Source organism: Bacteroidota bacterium (genome assembly GCA_041658205.1).
Lineage (GTDB): Bacteria > Bacteroidota > Ignavibacteria > UBA10030 > UBA8401 > UBA8401.
In genome coordinates this window covers 1,868,037-1,893,159 of sequence record JBBAAO010000001.1, presented here as the reverse complement: position 1 = coordinate 1,893,159, position 25,123 = coordinate 1,868,037, and the positions used below count along the sequence as shown (strand labels likewise).

25 protein-coding genes are annotated in these 25,123 nt (G+C 40.9%); 16 read left to right on the top strand and 9 right to left on the bottom strand.

The window, feature by feature from the left end:
• Positions 1 to 117: 117 nt before the first annotated feature.
• The 7 genes from pyrR (at position 118) to arfB (ending at position 6,861) form a co-directional block, all read left to right on the top strand.
• Complete coding sequence (gene pyrR, locus WDA22_07860; protein ID MFA5833375.1) at positions 118 to 666, top strand: bifunctional pyr operon transcriptional regulator/uracil phosphoribosyltransferase PyrR; 549 nt, start codon at positions 118 to 120, stop codon at positions 664 to 666.
• Entirely contained in the window at positions 666 to 1,586 is a 921-nt protein-coding gene (locus WDA22_07855; protein ID MFA5833374.1) for an aspartate carbamoyltransferase catalytic subunit, read from the top strand. Before pyrR ends, WDA22_07855 begins: the two co-directional genes overlap by 1 nt.
• Positions 1,587 to 1,601: 15 nt before the next feature.
• The gene (locus tag WDA22_07850) at positions 1,602 to 2,885 is read left to right on the top strand and encodes a dihydroorotase (GenBank protein ID MFA5833373.1); all 1,284 of its coding nucleotides are present in this window, start codon (positions 1,602 to 1,604) and stop codon (positions 2,883 to 2,885) included.
• The gene (gene pgeF / locus WDA22_07845) at positions 2,885 to 3,619 is read left to right on the top strand and encodes a peptidoglycan editing factor PgeF (GenBank protein MFA5833372.1); all 735 of its coding nucleotides are present in this window, start codon (positions 2,885 to 2,887) and stop codon (positions 3,617 to 3,619) included. The genes WDA22_07850 and pgeF overlap by 1 nt, the downstream gene beginning before the upstream one ends.
• Positions 3,620 to 3,630: 11 nt before the next feature.
• A complete protein-coding gene (glmS, locus tag WDA22_07840; protein ID MFA5833371.1) occupies positions 3,631 to 5,466 on the top strand; it encodes a glutamine--fructose-6-phosphate transaminase (isomerizing) in 1,836 nt (611 codons plus the stop codon).
• 68 nt (positions 5,467 to 5,534) lie between these two features.
• Positions 5,535 to 6,365, top strand: coding sequence for an SDR family oxidoreductase (locus WDA22_07835; GenBank protein MFA5833370.1), 831 nt, complete (start codon positions 5,535 to 5,537; stop codon positions 6,363 to 6,365).
• Positions 6,366 to 6,429: 64 nt separating this feature from the next.
• Complete coding sequence (gene arfB / locus WDA22_07830) at positions 6,430 to 6,861, top strand: alternative ribosome rescue aminoacyl-tRNA hydrolase ArfB (GenBank protein MFA5833369.1); 432 nt, start codon at positions 6,430 to 6,432, stop codon at positions 6,859 to 6,861.
• On the opposite strand, the gene WDA22_07825 is transcribed toward arfB, so the two are convergent.
• On the bottom strand, positions 6,858 to 7,751 hold the full coding sequence (locus WDA22_07825; GenBank protein ID MFA5833368.1) for a DUF2279 domain-containing protein: 894 nt from the start codon (positions 7,749 to 7,751) through the stop codon (positions 6,858 to 6,860). The two genes, arfB and WDA22_07825, sit on opposite strands and share 4 nt — an antisense overlap.
• An 81-nt stretch (positions 7,752 to 7,832) precedes the next feature.
• Here WDA22_07825 and ubiE point away from each other — a divergent pair, with 81 nt between their 5' ends.
• Positions 7,833 to 8,522 carry a bifunctional demethylmenaquinone methyltransferase/2-methoxy-6-polyprenyl-1,4-benzoquinol methylase UbiE gene (gene ubiE / locus WDA22_07820; protein ID MFA5833367.1) on the top strand — a complete coding sequence of 230 codons (690 nt, stop codon included), beginning with the start codon at positions 7,833 to 7,835 and terminating at the stop codon, positions 8,520 to 8,522.
• 2 nt (positions 8,523 to 8,524) lie between these two features.
• Complete coding sequence (locus WDA22_07815) at positions 8,525 to 9,361, top strand: MqnA/MqnD/SBP family protein (GenBank protein MFA5833366.1); 837 nt, start codon at positions 8,525 to 8,527, stop codon at positions 9,359 to 9,361.
• A gap of 190 nt (positions 9,362 to 9,551) precedes the next feature.
• Here WDA22_07815 and WDA22_07810 read toward each other — a convergent pair whose 3' ends face one another.
• Positions 9,552 to 10,547, bottom strand: coding sequence for an NAD(P)-dependent alcohol dehydrogenase (locus WDA22_07810; GenBank protein MFA5833365.1), 996 nt, complete (start codon positions 10,545 to 10,547; stop codon positions 9,552 to 9,554).
• A 70-nt stretch (positions 10,548 to 10,617) separates the two neighbouring features.
• Positions 10,618 to 11,592 carry an NAD(P)-dependent alcohol dehydrogenase gene (locus WDA22_07805; GenBank protein ID MFA5833364.1) on the bottom strand — a complete coding sequence of 325 codons (975 nt, stop codon included), beginning with the start codon at positions 11,590 to 11,592 and terminating at the stop codon, positions 10,618 to 10,620.
• Positions 11,593 to 12,016: 424 nt separating this feature from the next.
• Between WDA22_07805 and WDA22_07800 the strand changes: the two genes are divergently transcribed.
• From WDA22_07800 to WDA22_07770, 7 genes are all read left to right on the top strand, one after another.
• Positions 12,017 to 14,434, top strand: coding sequence for a heavy metal translocating P-type ATPase metal-binding domain-containing protein (locus tag WDA22_07800; GenBank protein MFA5833363.1), 2,418 nt, complete (start codon positions 12,017 to 12,019; stop codon positions 14,432 to 14,434).
• A complete protein-coding gene (ccoS, locus tag WDA22_07795) occupies positions 14,425 to 14,580 on the top strand; it encodes a cbb3-type cytochrome oxidase assembly protein CcoS (protein ID MFA5833362.1) in 156 nt (51 codons plus the stop codon). Before WDA22_07800 ends, ccoS begins: the two co-directional genes overlap by 10 nt.
• Positions 14,581 to 14,606: 26 nt before the next feature.
• The gene (gene ccoN / locus WDA22_07790; protein ID MFA5833361.1) at positions 14,607 to 16,721 is read left to right on the top strand and encodes a cytochrome-c oxidase, cbb3-type subunit I; all 2,115 of its coding nucleotides are present in this window, start codon (positions 14,607 to 14,609) and stop codon (positions 16,719 to 16,721) included.
• Positions 16,722 to 16,919: 198 nt separating this feature from the next.
• On the top strand, positions 16,920 to 17,750 hold the full coding sequence (locus WDA22_07785; protein ID MFA5833360.1) for a cbb3-type cytochrome c oxidase N-terminal domain-containing protein: 831 nt from the start codon (positions 16,920 to 16,922) through the stop codon (positions 17,748 to 17,750).
• A 6-nt stretch (positions 17,751 to 17,756) separates the two neighbouring features.
• A complete protein-coding gene (ccoG, locus tag WDA22_07780) occupies positions 17,757 to 19,238 on the top strand; it encodes a cytochrome c oxidase accessory protein CcoG (GenBank protein ID MFA5833359.1) in 1,482 nt (493 codons plus the stop codon).
• A complete protein-coding gene (locus WDA22_07775; GenBank protein ID MFA5833358.1) occupies positions 19,228 to 19,677 on the top strand; it encodes a FixH family protein in 450 nt (149 codons plus the stop codon). Before ccoG ends, WDA22_07775 begins: the two co-directional genes overlap by 11 nt.
• 4 nt (positions 19,678 to 19,681) lie before the next feature.
• Positions 19,682 to 20,392: a sulfite exporter TauE/SafE family protein gene (locus tag WDA22_07770; protein ID MFA5833357.1), complete on the top strand. Its 711-nt coding sequence runs from the start codon at positions 19,682 to 19,684 to the stop codon at positions 20,390 to 20,392.
• Positions 20,393 to 20,397: 5 nt separating this feature from the next.
• On the opposite strand, the gene WDA22_07765 is transcribed toward WDA22_07770, so the two are convergent.
• The 6 genes from WDA22_07765 to WDA22_07740 form a co-directional block, all read right to left on the bottom strand.
• Complete coding sequence (locus WDA22_07765) at positions 20,398 to 20,832, bottom strand: CBS domain-containing protein (protein ID MFA5833356.1); 435 nt, start codon at positions 20,830 to 20,832, stop codon at positions 20,398 to 20,400.
• A gap of 78 nt (positions 20,833 to 20,910) precedes the next feature.
• On the bottom strand, positions 20,911 to 21,420 hold the full coding sequence (locus tag WDA22_07760; GenBank protein ID MFA5833355.1) for a DUF1579 domain-containing protein: 510 nt from the start codon (positions 21,418 to 21,420) through the stop codon (positions 20,911 to 20,913).
• Positions 21,421 to 21,572: 152 nt separating this feature from the next.
• The gene (locus WDA22_07755) at positions 21,573 to 22,859 is read right to left on the bottom strand and encodes a DEAD/DEAH box helicase (GenBank protein MFA5833354.1); all 1,287 of its coding nucleotides are present in this window, start codon (positions 22,857 to 22,859) and stop codon (positions 21,573 to 21,575) included.
• Between the two features lie 193 nt (positions 22,860 to 23,052).
• Positions 23,053 to 23,250 (bottom strand): hypothetical protein, encoded by a 198-nt coding sequence (locus WDA22_07750; protein MFA5833353.1) that lies wholly within the window; start codon positions 23,248 to 23,250, stop codon positions 23,053 to 23,055.
• A 12-nt stretch (positions 23,251 to 23,262) separates the two neighbouring features.
• The gene (gene rlmF, locus WDA22_07745) at positions 23,263 to 24,249 is read right to left on the bottom strand and encodes a 23S rRNA (adenine(1618)-N(6))-methyltransferase RlmF (protein MFA5833352.1); all 987 of its coding nucleotides are present in this window, start codon (positions 24,247 to 24,249) and stop codon (positions 23,263 to 23,265) included.
• 79 nt (positions 24,250 to 24,328) lie between these two features.
• Entirely contained in the window at positions 24,329 to 24,991 is a 663-nt protein-coding gene (locus tag WDA22_07740) for an epimerase (GenBank protein MFA5833351.1), read from the bottom strand.
• Between the last annotated feature and the right edge of the window lie 132 nt (positions 24,992 to 25,123).

The window sequence follows — 25,123 nt, the reverse complement described above, 5'->3', positions numbered from 1 at the left end:
ATAATCCACTATTTCCTTTAATTCTATCCAGAGAGGTAGGAAAGGAGCACGTATGAAATACTCTGCACAAACGCACCTCCTTCTCAATATTTTACAGAGAATCGGAGGTTTTTTTATATGGTGAAACAAAACGTTATTGATGCTAAAGGTTTTGTTCGAACCGTCAATCGATTATCCCACGAAATTCTAGAGCGTAATAAAGGTGCCGAAACTATTGGCATAGTCGGAATCCGCACTCGCGGCGACTTTCTGGCACACCGCATAGCTCAAAAAATATCTCAAATGGAAAATGTCCAAATTCCCATCGGCAGTTTGGATATTACTCTTTATCGAGATGATCTTCGCGGTAAGATTCATCAGCCGCAACTGAAGACGACAGATATTTTATATGATATAACGAATAAGAATATCATTCTGGTTGATGATGTTCTTTTTACCGGAAGAACGGTTCGTTCTGCTCTCAATGCTCTTATGGATATCGGACGTCCCGCAAGCATTCAACTGGCTGTGCTGATTGATCGCGGGCACCGTCAATTGCCTATCAAAGCGGACTTTGTCGGGAAGAATATTCCGACATCATATGGTCAGCAAATTCAAGTGATGATGTCCGAGATTGATGGTGAAGATTCGGTGTATCTTTCCGAGAAGGAAGGAGGAGATGAATAATGTCACTGTCAAGCCGTCACTTACTTCGATTACAAGGAATGCCTCAAGCCGATATCGAAAAAATTTTGGATACAGCAATTTCTTTTAAGGAAATTCTTAATCGCCCGATTAAAAAAGTCCCAACCTTGCAGGGGAAAACTATTGTTAATCTTTTCTTTGAAAATTCAACCAGAACAAGAACTTCGTTTGAACTGGCTGAACGCCGTCTTTCTGCAGACGTTTTGAGTTTTGCTGCATCTTCATCCAGTGTAACCAAAGGGGAAACGCTGAAAGATACTGCGCGGAATATTGAAGCGATGAAGATTGATATGGTGGTGATTCGCCATAATGCTGCAGGGACAGCCGACTTTTTGTCAAAAGTCATCAATGCAAATATCATTAATGCAGGGGATGGGCAACATGAACATCCAACTCAAGGATTGCTGGACATGTACACGTTGCGGGAGAAGTTTGGGAAATTAGATGGACTTCATGTCTGTATCGTAGGAGATGTATTGCACAGCCGTGTTGCACGATCGAACATCTTTGGTTTGCAGACAATGGGTGCAAAAGTTTCTGTCTGTGGCCCAGCAACATTAATTCCTCGTGGAATTGAGCAACTTGGAGTGGATGTGTATCATCATATCGACGATATCCTTCCCAAAGTTGATGCGTTGAATGTCTTGCGGATCCAGCTTGAACGTGAAGCGGGAGGATATTTCCCATCGCTGAGGGAATTCCATCGCTATTTTGGTGTCACAAAAGAGCGATTAGATAAAGCGAATAGACCGATCACCATTCTGCATCCAGGACCGATTAATCGAGATGTAGAACTTTCCGCCGATGTTGCGGACGGGCCTCATTCGGTCATTCTGGAACAAGTGTTGAACGGTGTTGCCATTCGAATGGCAGTACTGTATTTACTCGGTGCATCAGAATAATTAAGAAAGAATACTATGTCTGAAAAAATATTATTACAATCAGGTCGTTTGATCGATCCATCGTTGAAACGAGATGAAGTGGTCGATATACTCATCGTTGATGGAAAAATTGATTCGATCAAATCGAAAATTTCTCCATCAAATGAATACACCGTGGTGGATCTAAACGGTAAAATTATTGCGCCGGGATTCATCGATATCCATGTTCATCTGCGTGAACCTGGATATGAGCATAAGGAAACAATCGAGACAGGCACTCTTTCGGCGGCGTATGGCGGATTTACGGCAGTCTGTTGTATGCCCAATACGAATCCTGCAATTGATGATGAATCAATCGTTACATTCATCAAGACTCAAGGGAAAAAAGCCCATGATGGGATTGTGGATGTTTTTCCCATAGCGTCGGTCAGTAAAGCGCGCCAAGGGAAGACTCTTGCTCCTATTGCTGAACTTGTTCATGCAGGAGCGGTTGGATTGAGTGATGATGGAGCACCTGTGTTCGATGCAAAGATTATGCGAAGGGCTTTGGAATATGCAAATATGTATAACGTTCCCGTCATGCAGCATTGCGAAATTCCCGAATTAGCACACGGTGGTGTGATGAACGAGGGAAGAGTTTCAACAGAACTTGGTTTGCCCGGGATACCCGGAATAGCTGAGGAGATTATGATCGCTCGTGATCTTCTGCTAGCACAATACACCGATTCCCGATATCACGTTTGTCATATGAGTACTGCATTGGCAGTCGATCTTGTCCGTGAAGGAAAGAAAAAAGGAATTAAGGTTACGTGTGAAGTTACACCACATCATTTTACTGTTACCGATGAGATTGTTCGGTCCTACGATACTAATACGAAGATGAATCCTCCATTGCGTACTCAATCGGATATTGATGCAATTAAAAAAGGACTGAACGATGGTACTATCGACGTTATCGCAACCGATCATGCGCCGCACTCATTGGACGAAAAAGAAGTAGATTACATACAAGCTCCGTTTGGCATTGTTGGGTTAGAGACGGCAATCGGTTTATCTATTTCGGAGCTTGTAGATCAAAAATATCTGAGTATGATTCAATTGATTGAAAAGTTTTCAACAAATCCTCGTAAGATTGTCGGGAAAGAAGTTGTAGTGCGTGAAGGTGAACTGGCAAATCTTACCTTTTTCGACCCAAGTATTGAATGGATTGTTGATATATCTAAATTCAAGTCCAAATCGAAGAACTCTCCGTTTAACGGACGGCATTTGAAAGGTAAAGCGATCGGAATTTACAACAACGGAAAGATAATGTTGTATTGATGCATATTATCCGTTCAAAAATATTTTCCCAATATCCTGAAATACTTTTTGGAATGAGCACCAATAGCGGTGGAGTCAGTGCTGGCAAATTCGGATTGAATTTGAGCTATCATGTTAACGACGATCCGGATAATGTATTGGAAAATCGGAAACGTTTTTTTTCTGCGCTAGGCATCACTCATGAACAGGTCGCTTTTACACGTCAGCAGCATACCACCAATATTGTTTCTGTTGACCGGTCTGGTATCAGTGAAAATTGCGATGCATTAATCACAAATAGAAGAAGCCTTTACCTTTCCATTAGTGTAGCCGATTGTACTCCGGTAATGTTATATGATAAGAAAAAATCGATCGTTGCCGGAATACATGCAGGTTGGCGTGGTGCTGCCGGCAGGATCGTAGAACAAACGCTATATCAAATGAAAAGAGATTTTGAAACTAATCCAATAGACATTATTGCATTCATTGGCCCTTCGGCAGGAAAATGTTGTTATGAAGTCGGTAGAGAAGTTGCATACCAGTTTCCTAATGAATGTATTACAGATTCACCAAACGGGAAGTTTTTATTGGATGTAAAACAATCGAATCTACTCCAACTCCTTGAAAATGGCGTCCCAAATTCCAATATTGAAGTAAGTGAAGATTGTACGATTCATAATACTATTTTTCACTCTCACCGGCGGGATGGAAAACAATCCGGAAGAATGTTCACAATTATCGGCATCAAACATTAAGGGAAAAAACTATGTGTGGGATTATTGGCTATATCGGTAGTAAAAATGCACTGCCAATGTTAATAGAAGGTCTTAAACGATTGGAATATAGAGGATATGATTCTGCCGGTGTGGCAATCCTTCGCGACGGAAAATTACTTGTGCAAAAAAAAGTGGGAAAAGTAGCTGAGCTGGAAAAAAATGCTTCTATAAAAGAATATTCAGGAACGATCGGTATCGGACACACTCGTTGGGCAACTCATGGTGAACCGAGTGATGTAAATTCTCATCCTCATATTAGCAACGATGGTACGATTGCTATCATCCATAACGGCATCATTGAGAATTATCAAGTCATTAAAACGAAACTTGAAAAACTCGGTTACAAATTCAAGTCTGCAACTGATACAGAAGCGTTGGTACACCTTATTGAGGAGATGAAGAAATCTTCCGGAGATCTTGAAACTGCTGTTCGTCTTGCACTGCGCCAGGTAGAAGGGACGTATGGAATTGCGGTTATCTCATCTCAAGAACCTGATAAAATTATTGTCGCACGAAAAGGAAGTCCATTGATTATTGGTGTTGGGGAAAATGAACATTTTGTCGCATCAGATGCGGCAGCCATTATTCCTTATACCAGACAAGTGGTTTATTTAGAAGACGGTGAAATTGCCGTTCTGACAAGTCAAAACTTTGAAACAAGAACGATAGACAATATTGAAAAAATTAAACAGATTCACGAAGTAACGTTTGATATTGAAGAGATTGAAAAAGGCGGTTTTGATCATTTCATGTTAAAAGAGATTATGGAACAGCCTGAAACAATTCGCAATTCCATGCGGGGACGTGTGTTGCTGAATGAAGGAAATGCAAAATTAAGCGGACTCAACGATGTTATGCTGCTGCTGGAAAATGCTCAGAGAATTATTATCACAGCTTGTGGAACTTCGTGGCATGCCGGACTTGTTGGCGAATATATGCTTGAGCAGTATGCAAAGGTTCCGGTAGAAGTGGAATATGCTTCTGAATTCCGCTATCGAAATCCAATCATTAAACCGACTGATGTTTTGTTTTTGATCTCTCAAAGCGGTGAAACCGCGGATACACTTGCTGCGCTGCGTGAAGCGAGGAAGAAAGGGGCTACGGTTCTAGGGATTTGTAATGTCGTAGGAAGTACAATCGCACGTGAAAGTCAAAGTGGCGTTTACATTCATGCGGGCCCCGAAATCGGTGTCGCATCCACAAAGGCGTTCACATCACAACTCGTTGTCCTTTCGTTGATCACGTTATTGATTGCTCGACAACGCCGAACGATTTCCGATGAGATTGCATTGTCGATGTGTAAAGAATTACTCGACCTCCCCAATAAAATCCAGCAGATACTAAAAGAGACTTCACATATTGAATCGATAGCAGAGGAATTTAAAAACTCCAATAACTTCCTCTATCTTGGTCGAGGTTTGAATTTCCCTGTTGCATTAGAAGGGGCATTAAAACTGAAAGAAATTTCATACATTCACGCTGAAGGGTATCCGGCGGCAGAAATGAAACATGGTCCTATTGCGTTGATCGATGAAAATATGCCGGTTGTTGTTATTGCGCCAAAGGATGGAACATACGATAAAATTATTTCGAATATGCAAGAGGTGAAAGCACGAAAAGGAAAAGTTATTGCGATTGCAAATGAAGTTGATCCTCAGATTAAATCCCTGGCAGATCATATTATTGTGGTTCCGCAGACAATTGATATGCTTTCTCCTATTATCAATGTGATACCACTACAATTGTTGGCATATTTTATTGCTGTAAAACGGGGTTGTAATGTTGATCAACCGAGAAATCTTGCAAAAAGCGTCACAGTAGAATAATTTGTTTCATCTACCAAAACTTTGTATTTTTACACCGTAATCTTAACTATTAATGAGGAAAACACATCGTGGCATCAGATTATCGTTATAAAAACACAGATTGGGCACTAATTCTCGGAGCTTCCAGCGGCTTTGGCGGAGCAACGGCAGTGGAACTAGCCAAGCATGGTATGAACATTTGCGGCGTCCATTTTGATCGTGCGGCGACAATCCCTAATGCTGAAAAAGTAAAAGCTGATTGTGAAGCATATGGCGTAAAGACACTCTTTTTTAATGTTAATGCATCAGATGCTGAAAAGCGGAATGAAGTTGTGACATTGCTGGCAAAAGAAATGTCTGCTCCCGATGCTCAAGTAAGAGTATTGATGCACTCCTTGGCATTTGGTTCCTTGAAACCATTTATTGCCAAAGATCCGAAAGATCAACTGACTCAAGCGCAGATTGAAATGACTATGGATGTGATGGCAAATGCACTGGTATATTGGACTCAAGCAGCATATGGAAAAGGGTTATTAAAAAAGGGAAGCAGAATTTATACAATGACCAGTTCGGGTGGTCATTTACAGTTTCCGGACTATGGCGCCGTGTCTGCTGCAAAAGCGGCCTCTGAATCATACATCCGTCAGCTTGCTCTTGAACTTGGCCCATTAGGAATTACCTGCAACGCTATAATGGCGGGTGTTACCGAAACAGCAGCATTGAAAAAAATCCCCGGTTCAGAACAGATGTTAGATATTGCACGTTCAAAAAATCCGGCAATGCGGCTTACAACACCCGACGCAGTAAGTAGAGCAATTTCTCTCCTTTCGCACGAGGATGCATTCTTCATTTCCGGAAATGTTATCGGCGTAGATGGCGGAGAAGATGTTGTGGCGTTTGTTCAGAAAGAACATTTATAAATAATTTTGTAAGAGCATTTATTTTTATTCGTAAATACCGCCGGTAACGGCGGTATTGTCATTTATGGAAGATATTATCGTCGATAAGCATATTACGATCCCGATTTCTGCCCTGACCTTTAAATTTTCACGAAGCAGCGGTAAAGGGGGACAGAATGTCAATAAAGTTTCGACAAAAGTTGAACTCCATATTGATCTGCGTGAAATCCAGTGTGATGAAAAGAAAAAATTACAAATTCTTCATCGCTTAGCACATAGGGTTGATTCTGCGGACATGATGAGAGTGGTATCTCAAGAATCGCGCAGTCAGTGGCAAAACAAACAATTGGCTATTGATAAGTTGAAAAGGATTATCGCTCATGCCGCAGTGGAAGAGGTAGAACGAGTCGCGACAAAACCAACGCGTTCGTCAAAGACAAAACGTGTTGACAAAAAGAAAAAGGGAGGACTCCAAAAACTATTGCGCCGCAAGAACATTTCCATTCAAGATGATTAATTAATTAACAACGGTTTAAATTCCGACCGTCGTCCTTGAATACTTTTTATTCCTGGGGCGGGGAACTTAAAATGGTTAAGGAGTGATTTCATCGGATCCCATATCCCTCCTGTAAGAGGAATTTCTAGAAGATTATAATCCAGGCTAATAGCCCATTTGCGTGCGGCGGATCCCGAAGAGGAAATAGGTGCCCCTATCCATGATGGTCTTCCCGAAATATTTTTCCCTCCATACCCGACTGCAATAGACAGCCACCGGGGGTAATAAGGTTGTACACTCTCTGGGAGCAAATTATGAACATTACAACTCAACCAATAAATATGTCCATCGTAATCGTCGGTGATTCTAAATTTTCCATCGAATGGGATAACACCGGAAGGATAATAACTCCATTTAAACGCAAAGTTTTGGAAAAAAGAGATTTTTTTTTGCAGAACACCATAGCTCAATCCCAGCATATTTGCAATTAAATCGGAATTGGAAAAAGCATACGTTGAAAATCCGTCTCCTATTTCTATGGAAAGTGCATTAAATGCCGGAAAGGCAATAGCGATCCACAGAGTTGTCTCTTCATCAAACGATCCTAATCGTAAGATATCATATGCAACATGAAAATAGAGGTACGATGTATAAAAATGCCCGACCTTATCTACACCAAGACTATAATTATTCCAAAATCCATCGTTTTCTTGTTTGAAGGTGTGATAGTTTCCTTCCCACCACCATTTATATTCCACATAAAATGAAGCGGCGGAATATGCCACCACGCCGTACGTCATCAACGTTTTTTTCTGCATTCCCAGGAAAAGAGAATCCGATCGTTCGTTTTCAGGGGATTGTGGTCTGACGATTTGCAAACAGCAGATAACAATTGCGAAGAATATTTTCATTGGGGATAAAATAGAAAGAGTTTTTCCGATAATCAATTTCCCGTTCCGCAATAACCAAACTTTTCGTATATTAACACCGTTATGCAAAAAGAATACGTTCGCTCTCTCTTTGACAAAATCGCTTATCGTTACGACCTTCTGAATCATCTTCTTAGTGGTGGAGTAGATTTATACTGGCGGCGCTCTGCAATTCAAACGCTGTTGGCTCATCATCCCGAGCGGATTTTGGATGTCGCAACTGGAACGGCTGATTTTGCTATTGCTACAATGCGCTTACATCCGAAAGAGGTTATTGGTGTTGATATATCGGAATCGATGCTTGAAGTTGGCAGGAAAAAAATCAGCCAAAAGAATCTAACCAAAACAATTCAACTGCAAAGCGGAGAAGCAGAGGATCTGAAATTCTCTTCAGATCGTTTTGACGCCGCAATTGTTGCGTTTGGGGCGCGAAATTTTGAAGATCTCGATAAAGGTCTTTGTGAGATGAACCGAGTATTGCGTGCAGGTGGAAAGATTGTCGTTTTGGAGTTTTCCCGTCCACGAGCATTTCCACTGAAACAATTATATTTCTTTTATTTTAAACATATTTTGCCATTTGTCGGACGCCTGATCTCAAAAGATAAAGAAGCGTATCAATATCTTCCGGATACGGTCATGAAATTTCCGGAAGGGAAGGATTTTTTACACCGCCTTCAGAGTGCTGGATTTTCTTCACTCGGAGAACAACGTCTTACATTTGGTATTGCCACAATTTATTCCGGAGTAAAGTAATAATGACTGAACGAATCGTAAAAGTTGGACATAGCCCAGATCCTGATGATGCATTTATGTTTTATGGATTAGCAAGCGAAAAAGTAAAACTCGAAGGGATCAAGATCGAACATATGCTTGAGGATATTCAATCTCTGAATGTTCGTGCGATGAAAGGGGAACTGGAAGTGACGGCAATTTCAGCCCATACATTTCCCTATGTTGCCGATAAATATTGGATCATGGTGACCGGTGCCAGCATGGGTGAAGGATACGGACCGGTCATTGTTTCCAAAAAATATAAAACACTTGAGGAATTGAAGGGAAAAAGAGTTGCCACTCCTGGTAAACTTACCACTGCAACGCTATTGTTTAAAATTTTTACCGAGGGGATCGAAAATGTCGATGTACCGTTCGATCAGATTATGGACCGGGTGAACAGCGGTGAATTTGATGCTGGCTTACTGATTCACGAAGGTCAGTTGACGTATCAAGCCGAAGGATTTAACAAAATTTTAGATTTCGGTGAATTCTGGGATAAAAAAACGAACGGCTTGCCGCTTCCGCTTGGGCTTGATGTTGTGCGAAAAGATCTTGGTGAAGAGTTAGCACGAAAACTCTCAAAAGGATTAAAAGAAAGCATCCATTATGGTTATACACACCAAAGTGAATCTGTCCCTTACGCAATGAAATGGGGAAGAGGTATTGATTATTCCCTTGGCGAAAAATTTGTGAAGATGTATGTCAGCGAATTGACGATTGATATGGGAGAGAAGGGGAAACAGGCGCTGGAACTGCTCTTCAAGTTAGGATATGAAAAAGGATTGATTCCGAATGTTCCGAAAATAGAACTGTTGTAGAAGTAAAAGATTTTCCAGATCTCAAAGATCTGGAAAATCTTAAATAATTCCTTTCGTATCCAACAATCCAGATCTTAAAGATTCGTACGGTTTTTAAATTTTCTGATTCATTGTCTGAGAATAAAATTCTTAGACAATGAAGTTGTTGATGAGGAAAGTGTAGAAGAATTCAGATTCGCTACCGTTGAAATTAGTTTTTGTTCTTCTGTCCTACTGTTATAATAACATTCCCCGTCTTTTCCTCCAGTTCAACATACTGAAATGCCTCTGCAACTTGTTCTAACGGATAGCGTCGATCAATAACCGGTTTTAATTTTCCTGACTCGATAAGCTCTTTAAAAAAGTTGAGATCTTTTTTACTGTTTTTTGGAATAGGGAAGATCACTTTCTTTCTGGCATGGCCTGGCAAGCTGCCGAATAGTGAAGTCCATAATGCTAACAATGGATTCTGTGCAAAGGGACCGAGATCTGTTGAACAATAGATTCCACCTGGCTTTAACAGATTTTTGCATGCTCCGTAAGAGCTTTTTCCAACCGCATCAAAAATGAAATTAAAAGTTTGACCACACTTTGTAAAATCCTCATTCATATAATCGATGACATTATCTGCGCCGATTGATTTTACAAGCTCAACATTCTTAGTGTTGCAGACGGCAGTAATATGAGCACCCAAATATTTAACCAACTGGACGGCAGCTGTACCAATCGCACCGGTCGCACCATAAATAAGCACTTGTTGACCGCTCTTCACATTCGCCTTTCGAATATCATTCCAGGCATAATGCACACTTTCTGAACCAGGTGCGGCATCCTCGTATGTACTATTTTCCGGCATTACGGATATTGGGCTCTCTTCACTTACTGCAATATATTCTGCATGGGCTCCGAAAGTTTCGCCGCTAAATCCGAATACTCTATCGCCGACACTGAACGTAGTGACATTGTTCCCGATTGCTTCAATTTCACCGGCAAATTCGGTACCAAGGATTGTATTCTTTGGTTTCGTAAGACCGCTAAAGAACCGAACAATAAACGGTTTTGCTCTTAAAAAACCACAGTCAGTTCTATTGACAGTAGTTGCATGGATTTTCACGAGAACTTCATTCGGTTTTGGTACAGGTTTATCCACCTCTTTTAGTTGGAGAACATCTGGTGGACCGTATTGTGTGTAGACAATTGCTTTCATACGTTTTCTCCGATTATGCTTTATATGCTGAGCATAGCATAAATTGGAAGGTTCGGGGGAGGATTTGTTATTATGCTATTGTGATGATTATTTTCCCTTGGGCGTGTCCTTCTTCAAGGTATCGGATAGCATCAGCAGCCTTCCTCAGCGGATAAGATCTATCGATCACCGGTACTACTTTACCCGCTTCAATAAGCTCTTTTAGAAAAATCAAATCCTTTTGATTTGGCGTACAAGACACAGTCCCCATTTTTTGAGTACCGGTCATAGAAAACCACGGAGCCAGGAGTAACGCTTCGAAAATTTGTGCCGTGGAACCACCCGCCATAAGATAACTCCCCGTAGGAACTAATGCACGTTTATATGCTGCAATCGAATGATATCCATTAACGGCAAGAATCAGGTCATACCGTTCCCGGAGTTTTGTGAAATCTTCCTGAGTGTAGTCAATGACGCGGTCGGCGCCCAGGGAACGTGCTTGATCCACATTTCTTGTGCTGCAAACTGCTGTGACATGTGCCCCGAAGAATTTGGCAATTTGTATGGCGAAAGTACCAACGCCGCCTGAGGCACCATTGATTAACACCGTTTGGCCAGGCTGGATCTTACCGAAATCGCGAAGACCTTGCAGCGCGGTGACTCCAGCCATCGGCACAGCAGCTGCTTGTGCGAAAGTTAAATTGATCGGTTTTAATGCCATTGCGCTTTCAGGAGCAGAAACATACTCGGCAAATCCCCCCGCACCATGCGCGGCGTTATCGCCAAACACCTCGTCACCCACATGAAACTTCTTTACGTCTTGCCCGACCGCTTCAACTTGCCCCGCAATGTCGGCTCCGAGTATTCTGTTTTTCGGTGTAAAAAAACCTCCGCCCATGAAGCGAACCAGGAAAGGTTTGGCTCTTAACAAATGCCAGTCATAAGCATTTGCCGATGCTGCATGAACTTTTACCAGTATTTCATTCTTCTTCGGTGTAGGTTTTTCTACCTCTGTAAATTGTAGAACATCCGGTGGACCATATTGTGTGTAGACAATTGCTTTCATTGTAGGTATCACCATGTTTTAAGTTCAAAGATTTCCAGGCAAAATGGATGATAGTTTTCTTCTGGCGGTATTGAAGAAACGGAAGCTACGTTATTAAAAATCAGCTGGGCAACATATATCATTCCGAACATTCTACCGAAAGCGATAAAGAGAAGCAAGTTGTTTACTCATTGAACGATAGAAATCGAGAAGCACAAATTCCAAAATTCAAATCTTAATACAACATTTTTCAACAGTATTCTAATCATCTAGATTCCAATAATAAGTATCTCAAGTTTTTATAAAAGAATAGATATCTTCTCATAATCAGGAATCATTTTAAAATATTTTTCATTGCTGAGAAAATGAAAGTTTAAATCGGCTGAAAAACTCCTTAATGCATTAGTGATTTTGGCATTAAAGTTGCCGATATTGAATCTGAATTATGGAAAAAACCCCCGCTGTTACCGATACACTTTCCTCATGTTACCATTGCGGAGACACGATTCGTGGCGAGCGGGTAGAACATGACGGAAAGTTATTTTGTTGTTCCGGCTGCAAAATTGTTTTTGAAATTTTGCAGCAGAACGATTTGTGCACTTATTATTCGCTTCAACAATCACCCGGAAATACCCCTTCATCCATTGAAGTCTCTCGGTTTGCATTTCTTGATGATGAAACAATCCAAAAACAGTTGATGGATTTTTCTGATGGAAAAATAAACAGGGTTACATTTTCTTTGCCCTCGGTCCATTGCAGTTCGTGCATCTGGCTTTTGGAACAGCTTTATAAACTTGATGCAGGAATTGTTGAATCACGTGTTGAGTATCTCAAGAAACAGGTATCGATTAAATTCCTTTCAGAGAAGACCTCGTTAAGGAATATCGTCGTTCTTCTTACCTCCATTGGATATGAACCGGAATTACGGCTCGATTCTGCCGGAAAAAAAATGGAAAGTGAGATCACCCGCGCGTTATACTACAAAGTGGGGGTCGCAGGATTTTGTTTCGGTAATGCTATGTTGTTCAGCTTTCCTGAATATCTTGGTGTAGATGCAAGTGAACAATTTCTTAAACCGATCTTTTCTTATTTGAATCTTCTTTTAGGTGTACCGGTATTCTTTTATTGCAGTAAGGATTATTTTACCTCGGCAATTGGCGGACTGAAAAAGAAAATCATCAATATCGATGTACCAATAGCACTCGGAATCTTTCTGCTGTTTGGGAGAAGTGCATATGAAATTATTACTCGCACCGGTCCGGGTTTTATTGACTCATTATGCGGTCTGTTGTTTTTTCTTTTGCTGGGAAGAATATTCCAGAGTAAAACATACGACCGCCTGAACTTTGAACGGAATTATAAATCATATTTTCCGCTTTCAGTAACCATAAAAAGAAATGGAGTTGAAACAACAGTTCCTCTTTCATCTCTGACGCGCGGGAATAGAATTATCATCCGGCATGGAGAGATTATTCCTGCCGATTCGATCCTTCTTCAAGGAAGTGCAGCAATCGACTATTCGTTTGTGACAGGAGAATCAACCCCAGTCGAAAGAGTGCTGGGTGAAATGATTTATGCCGGTGGAAAGCAGGCTGGTGGTGCAATTGAACTTGAAGTGATGAAGGAAGTATCACAAAGCTATTTGACCCAATTGTGGAATAATTTCAATCATTCTATACGCGAACAAGGGCAACTCTCAGAATTGTCCAACAGCGTAAGCAAATATTTCACAATTATTGTCCTTTTGCTTTCATTTGGTGTGTTGGCATATTGGCTTCCTATTGATATTATGACTGCGATAAATGCCTTTACGGGGATCCTGATTGTCGCCTGTCCCTGCGCCCTTGCTATTTCGATACCGTTTACGTTAGGGACGACACTCCGCATTTTTGGAAAGAATAATTTCTTCTTAAAAAATACCGCCGTCATTGAACTGCTTTCGAAAATTGATACCATCGTATTTGATAAAACAGGCACTATTACTCATGCCCAACAATCTACAGTTGGTTATGTCGGTGTTGATGTATCAAAAGAAGAAATAAATAATGTATTCTCGCTTGTTGCAAACTCAGTCCATCCGGTCAGTATGATGATAGCGAATTATTTAACAGGTCAAAAAAGAGAGATTGAAGACTATACTGAATCAATCGGTAAAGGAATATCCGGAATAATTGATGGTGCAGAATACAGGATTGGTTCGAAGGATTTTGTCGGGAAGATAGGATTGGACGGGGGAGCGATCAATGAAACTCGGTCATATCTATCCATCAATGGAAATGTTAAAGGATATTACTCGATAAAAAATCTCTATAGAGATGGACTATCTGAAGTGCTTTCTGTCCTGAGCAAGAAGATGAGTTTTGCAGTCGTTTCGGGGGATAATGAATCTGAGCGTCCCCGATTGCAGGCAATGTTCCCGAAAGGAACAGATCTTCAATTCAATCAAACTCCATCGGATAAATTGGAATATGTTCAATCTCTTCAAGCAAAGGGTCAGAAAGTCTTGATGATAGGGGATGGACTGAATGATGCCGGAGCATTACTGCAGAGTAATTTGGGAATTGCGGTGACGGAAAATGTCGCACACTTTTCGCCGGCATCGGATGCGATCGTTAGTGGTTCATCATTGAAGCGACTTTCTGATTTTGTTCAATTCGCATCTACGAGCATGAGAATTGTTATTGCAAGTTTTGTGCTGGCATTTTTGTACAACTCAGTCGGAATATATTTTGCCTTGCAAGGATTGTTATCGCCGATAATGGCAGCGATATTAATGCCTGCAAGTTCTATTACCATTGTCCTGTTTACTACACTATCAACACGGTTCCTGGCAAAAAAGAAAGGATTACTGACATGGCAGTGATGGTCGTAATGATCGGTTTCAGTTTCCTCATCGCCGTAGGCTTCCTTATTGCATTTTTATGGTCTGTAAAATCCGGTCAGTATGAGGATAAATATACTCCATCGGTTCGCATGCTTTTTGATGATACGAAAAACAATAAAAAATAACCCCACAATTAATTCACGAGGTTTCAATGGAAGTACAAAAATTTCAGTATGACAATAAGATCGTCCGCGATTTTGCATTCGCGTCAGTGATCTTTGCTATTGTCGGCATGCTGGTCGGTTTGATTATTGCATCGCAATTGTTCTCGCCGGCGGTGAACGCCAATCTTCAGTATATGACCTATGGACGTATCCGTCCGCTGCATACGAATGCCATTATTTTTGCATTTGTTGGCAACGCTATCTTTATGGGAATCTATTATTCGCTGCAACGGCTCTGCAAAGCGAGAATGTTCAGCGATCTGTTGAGCCGCATTCATTTCTGGGGGTGGCAGCTAATTATTGTTTCAGCGGCGGTTTCACTGCCGTTGGGAATTACCACGAGTAAAGAATACGCGGAATTGGAATGGCCGATCGATATCGCTATCACGCTGGTGTGGGTTGTTTTTGCAATCAATTTCTTCGGAACGATCATTAAACGCCGTGAACGTCACATGTATGTTGCTATCTGGTTTTATATCGCAACGATAGTTACGGTAGCGGTACTTCATATTGTAAATTCGCTGGAAGTTCCGGTTTCGTTCTTGAAAAGTTATTCCATGTATGCGGGTGTGCAGGATGCGTTAGTGCAATGGTGGTATGGACATAACGCGGTGGCATTCTTTTTAACCACACCGTATCTCGGGTTGATGTATTACTTCCTACCTAAGGCTGCAAATCGTCCCGTCTATTCTTATCGCTTATCCATTGTCCATTTCTGGTCTTTAATTTTTATTTATATCTGGGCCGGACCGCATCACCTTCTTTATACTGCGCTTCCGGATTGGGCACAGTCTCTCGGAACTGTCTTTTCCATCATGTTGATCGCCCCTTCGTGGGGAGGGATGATCAACGGATTGTTAACACTTCGCGGTGCATGGGATAAAGTTCGCGAAGAACCGGTTTTGAAATTTATGGTTGTCGGTGTTACCGCTTATGGAATGGCAACATTTGAAGGACCGATGTTATCCTTAAAAAATGTGAATGCTCTTGCCCATTATACAGACTGGATCGTTTCGCATGTTCACGTCGGTGCTTTGGGCTGGAACGGTTTTATGACGTTTGGGATTCTTTACTGGCTTATCCCCAAACTATATAAAACGGAATTGTTTTCCAAAAAACTTGCAAGTTTCCATTTCTGGATTGGTACGCTTGGAATAGTCTTCTATGCATCATCGATGTATGTAGCCGGAATAGTACAATCATTGATGTGGAAAGAATTTAATCCCATGGGAATCTTGCAATATCCGAATTTCCTTGAAACAACTTTACAGATTATACCTCTGCATATGATTCGCGCCGTCGGCGGTTTATTTTACCTTACCGGTGCATTGGTGATGGTGTACAATCTTGTTAAAACAGTGAAACAGGGAACATTTGTTGCAAATGAACATGCTGAAGCACCGGCACTTCAAAAAGAGGATAGCCATGTTTCAGAAACAAAACACCGGTGGCTTGAGAAAAAACCGATTCAATTTGCCTTATTGGCAACCGTTGCGGTCCTGATCGGCGGAATTGTTGAAATGATTCCAACATTTTTAGTGAAATCAAATATTCCAACGATAGCAAGTGTAAAACCATATACGCCATTGGAGTTGCAGGGACGCGATCTCTATATCCGTGAAGGATGCAATGCGTGTCATTCTCAAATGGTTAGACCTTTCCGATCTGAAACAGAACGATACGGAGAATATTCAAAAGCGGGTGAATATGTTTACGATCACCCATTCCTTTGGGGATCGCGCCGTACGGGTCCCGATCTCCATCGAGTCGGAGGGAAGTTCCCCAATTTATGGCACTATCTGCATATGGATAATCCCAGAACTATGTCTCCTGGATCGATTATGCCTTCATATTCGTGGCTGTTAACGCAAGATTTGGATACATCATCGACATCGGCAAAGATTCAAGCAATGCAGACGCTTGGTGTTCCATATCCAAAAGGTTTTGAGTTGATTGCAAATGATATTTTGCGTCAACAAGCAGATTCAGTAGCTGCAGATCTTCAGCGGAATAAAGTCCCGGCTGAACCAAATAAAGAAATCATTGCATTGATTGCGTACTTGCAGCGATTAGGAACCGATATTAAAGCAACCGGAAAGTGAAAAAACTATGTTATCAAAATATATAAGTTCTATTGATGGAATATCGGCATATCCAATCTTTTCACTTCTTATCTTTATTCCATTTTTCATCCTTGTTACTATTTGGGTTTTCAAATTAGATAAAAAATTTTTGAACTATATGGGCGAATTGCCGCTCAAAGATTCAACAGAATCAGTTGAAGATAGGAAATAACTACTATGAAAAATAAAAGTATGCTCAATCGTCTGTTGTTCTTAAGCCTATTCGGATCTCTTCCGGTCTATTCTCAGGTGAAGGATCCTGCGACAGAACTTGCTCTTATCTTTACCGTTTCATTTATTGTCTTTGTGGTCGCCACATTGATGTATATCATCGGCGTGATGAATGCGGATGTTGATCCCATCGCCAATCTATACATGAAGATCAAAAATTATGTCATTCCGCCACCGACTGAACAGGCACCAGATGTCGGTCATGTATATGATGATATTCGGGAATTAGATAATCGCATTCCGCCATGGTTCAATTATTTGTTTGGACTCACGGTAGTGTTCGCATTCGTCTATATGATCGACTACCATGTTATTGGTCTTTCAAAACTTTCAACGGACGAATATCTGGAAGAAGTAGTTGCCGCGAATCTCCAGAAAAAAATCATGTTTGCATCCGGCGGTTCCATTAATGAAAACGCACTGGTTGCACTAAAGGATGAAGCGTCAATAAAAGAAGGGGGAGAAAATTTTCAAAAATTTTGTATTTCGTGCCATGGTCCTCAAGCAGGGGGAATTGTGGGGCCGAATTTAACTGATGAATTCTGGATTCATGGCGGAGGTATCAAGAATGTCTATACGACAATCAAAAAGGGTGTTCCGGCAAAAGGGATGATCAGTTGGGAGTTGGTCTTTTCCCAAAAGCAGATTCAAAATCTCGGAAGTTATGTTTTGTCGCTTCAGGGAACCAATCCTCCGGGAGGGAAAGCACCCGAAGGTCAAAAATATGTTGAACCTGTTGCAGTAGCAAAAGACAGTGTCCAAGCGAAAGTGATGTGATTATTCATGGTTGATAGTACCATAGGATCCACACAGCAGGAATCGTTTCGTGATTCACTCGGTATTGTGGAAAAGAGCGGAAAACGGAAGTGGGTCTATCCAAAAGAACCTAAAGGGAGATTTACGAATGCCAAAAATGTGTTCAGTGGTATTCTGCTGTTAATTCTCTTTGGTACTCCGTTTATGACGGTTGACGGTCATCCGTTCATGTTATTCGATATCATCAATCGGCAATTTATTCTTTTTGGATTTGCGTTTGGGCCGCATGATTTTTATCTGCTTGGCCTTTCGATGATCACAACAATCGTTTTTATTTTTCTCTTCACTGCTGTTTTCGGCAGATTATTCTGCGGTTGGGTTTGCCCTCAAACAGTCTTTATGGAATCAGTTTTTCGGAAGATTGATTATTGGATTGAAGGAGATCACCGAAACCAACGGAGATTGAACGAATCCACCTGGACGGGGGAAAAACTTTTCAAAAAAGGGGTAAAGTATTCTGTCTACTTTGTGATTTCATTTCTGACCTCAAACATGTTGCTGGCATGGATCATCGGAGTTAAAGCGTTAGAAAAAATTATTACATCACCGGTGGAAGAACATATTGCTGGTTTTACTGCGATGATGCTGTTTACAGGACTCTTTTATTGGATTTTCATCTGGTTTCGTGAACAGGCTTGTATTCTTGTTTGTCCGTACGGGCGGCTTCAAGGAGTTCTGTTAGACCCCAATTCCATTGTTATTGCGTACGATAATCTTCGAGGTGAACCGCGGGGAAAAATAAAACGGAGTGAAGTCCGGACTCAAGGCGATTGTATTGACTGCAATGAATGTGTCGTCGTTTGCCCGACAGGAATCGATATCCGCAATGGTACGCAGCTTGAATGTGTCAATTGCACTGCATGCATCGATGCCTGCGACAATGTCATGGATAAGATCAAAAAACCACGTGGTTTAATCCGGTATGATTCGTTGAATGGTATTAAAACGAAAACACGAAAGATCTTTACCTCAAGGGTGATTGGATATTCCGTTGTTCAGGTATTACTCCTTTCACTACTGGTGTTCTTCGTATTAACTCGTTCGGAAATAGATGTGACAATCTTGCGAACCCCGGGGATGTTTTATCAGGAACAGCAAGATGATAAGGTGAGTAATCTCTATGATATGAAGGTGCTCAATAAGACGTTTGAACAAAAAGATATTGAAGTAAAACTGTTGAATATCGAGGGGGAAATCAAAATTCTTGGAGATCACAAAAGCGTACCTCCGCAAGAAGCAGCGTTAACTAAAATGTTCGTGTTGCTTGATAAAGAATCGATTTCCATGATGAATACACCGCTTCAATTTGGCGTCTATTCCGGAGGAAAAGAGATTCTACGAATCAATACTTCATTCCTTGGACCAGTAGAGAAGAAAGACAAAAAAAAACACGATATGCAGGACGACAAAACGAAAGAGGAGCATAAGGGAAACAACCATGAAGATTAAATTTAATTGGGGATTTTGGATTGTTGTCAGTTTTATTGTTTTTGCCGTTGGAACATTCACGATGGTCTATATTTCAATGTCGACGAGTGTCGATCTTGTTACGGATGACTATTATGAAAAGGAATTGAAATATCAAAATCATATTGAATTGGTGAAAAGCACGAATGCTCTTGAACAAAAAGTAACCATGGAATTTAGCGAAGGATCCTTGGTGATAAAATATCCGAAGATTGGCAAGCATGACGCATACTCCGGTACCATATATTTCTTCAGACCATCGGATAAACAAGGAGATTTTCAAAAAGAGATATCCATGGATACATCTTATACACAATCATTTCTTACAGACCAATTTACAAAAGGATTGTGGCGTGCCAAAATATTCTGGAACGTTTCGGGACAGGAATATTATTCAGAACTACCAATGATAATTCAATAGTATAATGAACATTTTTGCAGCATTTACACTCGGACTTCTTGGAAGCATGCATTGTATTGGTATGTGCGGTCCTCTCGTCCTAGCCGTACCGAGCAATGCCGTTCATCGGTGGAAATTTATTGTTGAACGGGTACTCTATAATACTGGAAAAGCGTTAACCTATGGAGTGATGGGAGCGGGGTTGGGGTTGGTGGGTAAAAGCGTCTTGATGAATGTTCAGCAAGATTTTTCGATTGTTCTGGGAATAACAATGCTCCTTACTGTAGCGATTCCCCTTGGTTTCAAATCCAAAATTGAAAAATACTCTCCACTGAAATATCTCTATCGTTTTGTGAAAGAGAAGTTTTCAGTGCTGATGAAAAAAAGGGGAAGCCTTGCATTGTTCGTCATGGGTATGTTAAACGGATTGCTTCCTTGCGGTTTGGTTTATACAGCACTTATCGGTGCGACCGTTGTCGCCGATATTTGGCAAAGTGCACTGTTTATGATGATGTTTGGGGTTGGAACTGCTCCTGCGCTTATTGCAATTTCGCTGACGGGGAAGATGATCTCGTTGAAATTTCGCTCTTTCATGACACGCGCAATACCCATCTTCAGTATTGCCGTTGCCCTTATTCTTATTTTACGCGGAATGAATCTTGGCATTCCGCTTATTAGTCCAAAAGTAACCCAGACTGTTACCCACGAAGAGAAGATGGATTGCTGCGAAGAATGAACGTGCTAACGCGAGACATAATCCATTAAGGATTTTATCTCGTCATTTTTCTCTTGAAGAATAAACTTTATCACATCTCCGATTGATATTAATCCCACCATTTGTTCGCCCTGAAAGATAGGAAGATGGCGGATCTTTTTTTCTGTCATTGTGGTCATGATGCTTTCGATATCATCGGATTCTGATGCCGTATGAAGATTTGCTTTTGGCGTCATGATTTCGCTCGCTTTCAACAACCTTGGATCTTGTTTTAAGTTCATGCAGCGGTGAACGACATCGCGTTCTGAAATGACACCTACCACATTTCCGGAACTGTTTTGGACAACAAGAAAACCTACCTTATTTGTTGCAAGGGCAGTAACAACATGATCTACTGTATCGTTTTCAGCTACAGAAAATATTTTTCTTCCTTTGGAATCCAAAATATCCTTTACCTTCATAAAAGATCTCCTTTGTTAATGAATATGTTCTTTTGCTAATGTAGAAAAGTAGGAAATAGAAGTCAAGAATCGAATATTCTAAGTTCTTTCTGTTTTTGCACGAAAGTAAGTGGTTTCAACCGCTTTTGTTTCTCCGCCGTCGGGCGTAATGTTATTCATCGTGATTCGAATTTGATCAGTATTGACGATCTCAATAATTGTTCGCCAGCCCCAGGGAGGGGATCCATCAGGTGCATCATAGATTCCCAACACAGTGAAAAAATCATCTGATTTTTGTTGTTGCGAAAACATGATCGAAGTTCCGTTATGAAAACTATCTACCCACGCACATTGAAATTTTCCTGAGGATATGTTATAACCGTATATTGCCACTCCTGAAAGCGTTTTTCCCTGCAAGCTCCCCCGATACTCGTGCAGTACGAACATTCCGTCGAGAACTGATTTTATCGTCCCGCTCCAGGGTGATTCATCTGCGAGGATGTTAGGTTCGAAGTAAGTTTTTGTTGTTCCCTTCCACGTTCCGACTAATTGCTGCAATTGGTGATGCGTGCCGGATGCTCTCGATGTTTCGAATGTCTCTTTATTCATAGACGTTCCATAATCGGTTGTGAAAAGGTCAATTGCGCAAAGACAGAAAGTGCGACCGAAAAAATTGAACAGCTTGTTTCCGGAGCACCTGATGCAGTGGTTATGAGAATTACCTCAATCTAAAAAGTGCAGGAGAGAAGTCAAACCGTCGCTTATTTACTGGATCGAGAACGTCCGAACCATTTTTTCTTTTCGTGTCCTCCGGATTCTGCTCCCTTCGGTTTGGAATGCCCCGCGTGTGCAGAATGGTGCGGCCGTTGTTGTCTGTGTTGAACTTGTTTCGGCGCTTTCACAGGGTGATGATCCATCAACGGGAAGGGATGGTTTTCCATGACCGGAATTTTTTTGCCGATCAGTTTTTCAATATCACGGAGATATTCCTTTTCCTCTGCATCGCAGAATGAATATGCAGTTCCTTTTGCCCCGGCGCGACCTGTTCTGCCGATGCGGTGAACGTATGTCTCCGCAATGTTCGGGATTTCGTAATTGATAACGAATTCCATGTCATCCACATCAATACCGCGTGATGCAATATCCGTTGCAACAAGCACACGTGTTGTTTGTGCTTTAAAGTTTGTCAGCGCACGCTGCCGTGCATTTTGGGCTTTGTTGCCGTGAATTGCTTCGGCTTTAACATGATTCTTTTGCAAAAATTTTACGACTTTATCCGCACCATGTTTTGTACGGGTGAAAACAAGCGCCGTTTTGATTGACGTGTCTTTAAGAATATGCATTAATAGAGCATTTTTGTTTCCTTTATCCACAAACAAGATATGCTGGTTAATGATATCGACGGTCGAAGAAACCGGTGTCACCGAAACTTTTACCGGATCATGTAATATCGTTCCCGAAAGTTTGATAATTTCTGAGGGCATCGTTGCAGAGAAAAAGAGTGATTGCCGTTTTTGAGGAAGGGCATGCAATATTTTCTTTACATCATGGATAAATCCCATGTCGAGCATCCGGTCTGCTTCATCCAACACGAAAATCTGAATATCTTTTAAAGAGACATATTTTTGATTCATCAGATCAAGCAGTCTGCCGGGAGTTGCGATTAAAATATCCACGCCGCGCTGCAGCGAATTTGTCTGCTGCTGTTGTCCGACTCCACCGAAGATAACAGTCGATGTTAATCCTGTATGCCTTCCGTAAGCATGAAAACTTTCATTGATTTGAATTGCCAATTCACGTGTTGGTGTAACAATTAAACTCCGAATATGCTTTTTATGATCAACCGGTTTATGTGCGCTTAATAATTGAAGAATGGGAATGGCAAATGCTGCTGTTTTTCCCGTTCCTGTCTGCGCGCAGCCAAGAAGATCTGTCCCTTGCAGAACGATTGGTATTGCTTTGGATTGGATGGGTGTTGGGATTTTGTAACCTTCTTCTGATAATGCTTTCAGAATTGGTTCAATAATGTGTAACGATTTAAATGCCATGTTTCGTTGATTTGTAGAACAAGCGGTAGAATGTTGTTCTTAAGTGTATAGTCGCGAAAAGCCTTACTGTAATCGCTCAGGTATAGAACAAAATGCCGAAATTTTTCGTCATTTCCTTCTTATGTTAACAAATTATAACAATAGGGGAAGGAATTGTTGGTGTGAAATCGGTTTGAAGGGAAGAAAACACCTTTTAACGGCTTTTCCCGCTCAGAATCCTTGCAGGAAGTGTTACAACACTCCATATAAATTTAAGGATTCCGTCAACTGTAATTCCAATGATGCGGAATGGAAGGAGAATTAACCACACAATTGGATAAAGAATAATTGCCATCAAAGCCAAAGGCCAACAAAGTACAAGAAGAATACACCAGAGAATAAATTTTATCATGATGATTGTCGTTCATTGTGGTAAGGTATGTTGGATATTCCATTTCTCCCGTTGCCATTGTTGCTGTTCATCGTTTGTCAAAAATGTCCACGCGACAAATCTGCTTTTCTTTTGTCCTTGAGCCATTTCAACGGTTCGCACTTCAACTGGAACAACCATCTTAAATGACTTATTGATTTTGGAAAGGTTTGATTGTTTTGAAACAAGAGAGGTAAACCAGAAAATCTGTTTCGCAAATTGAACGCTTTCTTGGATCATGCTTGTGATAAACGCCTCTTCACCTCCGGGAAAAATTAGCTCATGACTCTGACCGCCAAAGTTAAGTGCTGTTGATGGCATTTTTTTTGGCGTGACATTCTTCCATTTTCTTAGAGTTCCGGACATGGCTTGTCCCATAGTGGAGTGGAATGGTGGATTACACATAGTAACATCAAATTGATCATCGGAGGTAACGATCCCCTGAAACATTTGGTTTAAATTTCCTTGCCGCCGTATTTCAATGGATTCGTCCGGAAAATGATTAGAGTGAACAATCTTCTTTGCAGATTCGATTGCGATAGGATCGACATCGGAACAGATAAAGCGCCATCCGTATTCTTTGTTTCCAATAATCGGATAGATACAATTGGCACCGACACCAATATCGAGTGCGGTTATTGAGTTTCCTTGCGGAATGATATTGTTGTTGCACGATGCTAAGAGATCTGCTACGTGATGAATGTAATCCGCTCTGCCGGGAATAGGGGGACATAGGTAATTTTTTGGAATATCCCAATATGATAATCCATAAAAATGTTGCAGCAATACCTTGTTGAGAACTCTTACAGCGTCAGGATTTGCAAAATCGACCGTTTCGTGTTTATATCTATTTGTAAAGACAAATTGCTTGAGTTCCGGATATAACTTGATAAGAGATTGGAAATCGTAGCGTATGTTGTTCTTGTTACGGGGATGTAAATTGTTTTTTTTCTCTGACCTTATGTTCTTTTGTTGTTTCAAAGGATAATTAAAAACCTATAATAAAATTTTCTGTTTCATTAATGAAGGCCATAACACATCTGAACTATAAAGGCAAAGGTCAGTTTTTTGCTAAAATTGTAATATCGTTATTTTCAATTATCTGTTTGGAATAGCCATGCATTGTCAAATGGATCATTGAATGTCCAATTTCTTCGAGTTTGCACAGATAATTGGAGAATAATGGTTTTAGGATTGGATAAAGCAATCCGAGGGTAGGCGTAAGGGGAAGGGCATTTTTTTGTCCCTTGATAGGTTTAATAAAACCGGGACGGAAATTATAAACTCCTTTAAAAGGAAGTTTCATCAGATCATTTTCAGTTTTTCCTTTTACACGTGCCCACATACTTCTTCCTTTTTCAGTACTATCGGTTCCCAATCCCGAAATATAGAAAAAGGTCATTTCGGAATTAAGTCGTGAAAGTGTTTTTGCGACATGCATTGTCAGATCGTACGTTGTTTTGGTATAATCGGGTTCGCTCTTTCCGACAGATGAGACACCGAGACAAAAGTAACAAGCGTTGTACCCTTGAAGTTGTGATTCAATGGACGAAAAATCGAAAAAGTTCGTATGAATCAATTCTTTCAGCTTAGGATGCTGAATACCGCATGATTTTCTTCCTATCACCAGCACGGAATCAACATTTGGATTATTCAGTGAAACAAGGAGAACACCTTCGCCAACCATACCTGTTGCACCGAAGATGATAGTTTTGATGCTCATAGAAATCCTTCCAAAATAAAATTCAACGTAACTACTGAGCAGAATTACATAAAAATTCAAAAACATGCCACCAAACCACGAAAACACGAAAGTGCACAAAAAGAATTTGAACCATTATCCCAAAAAGGTTGG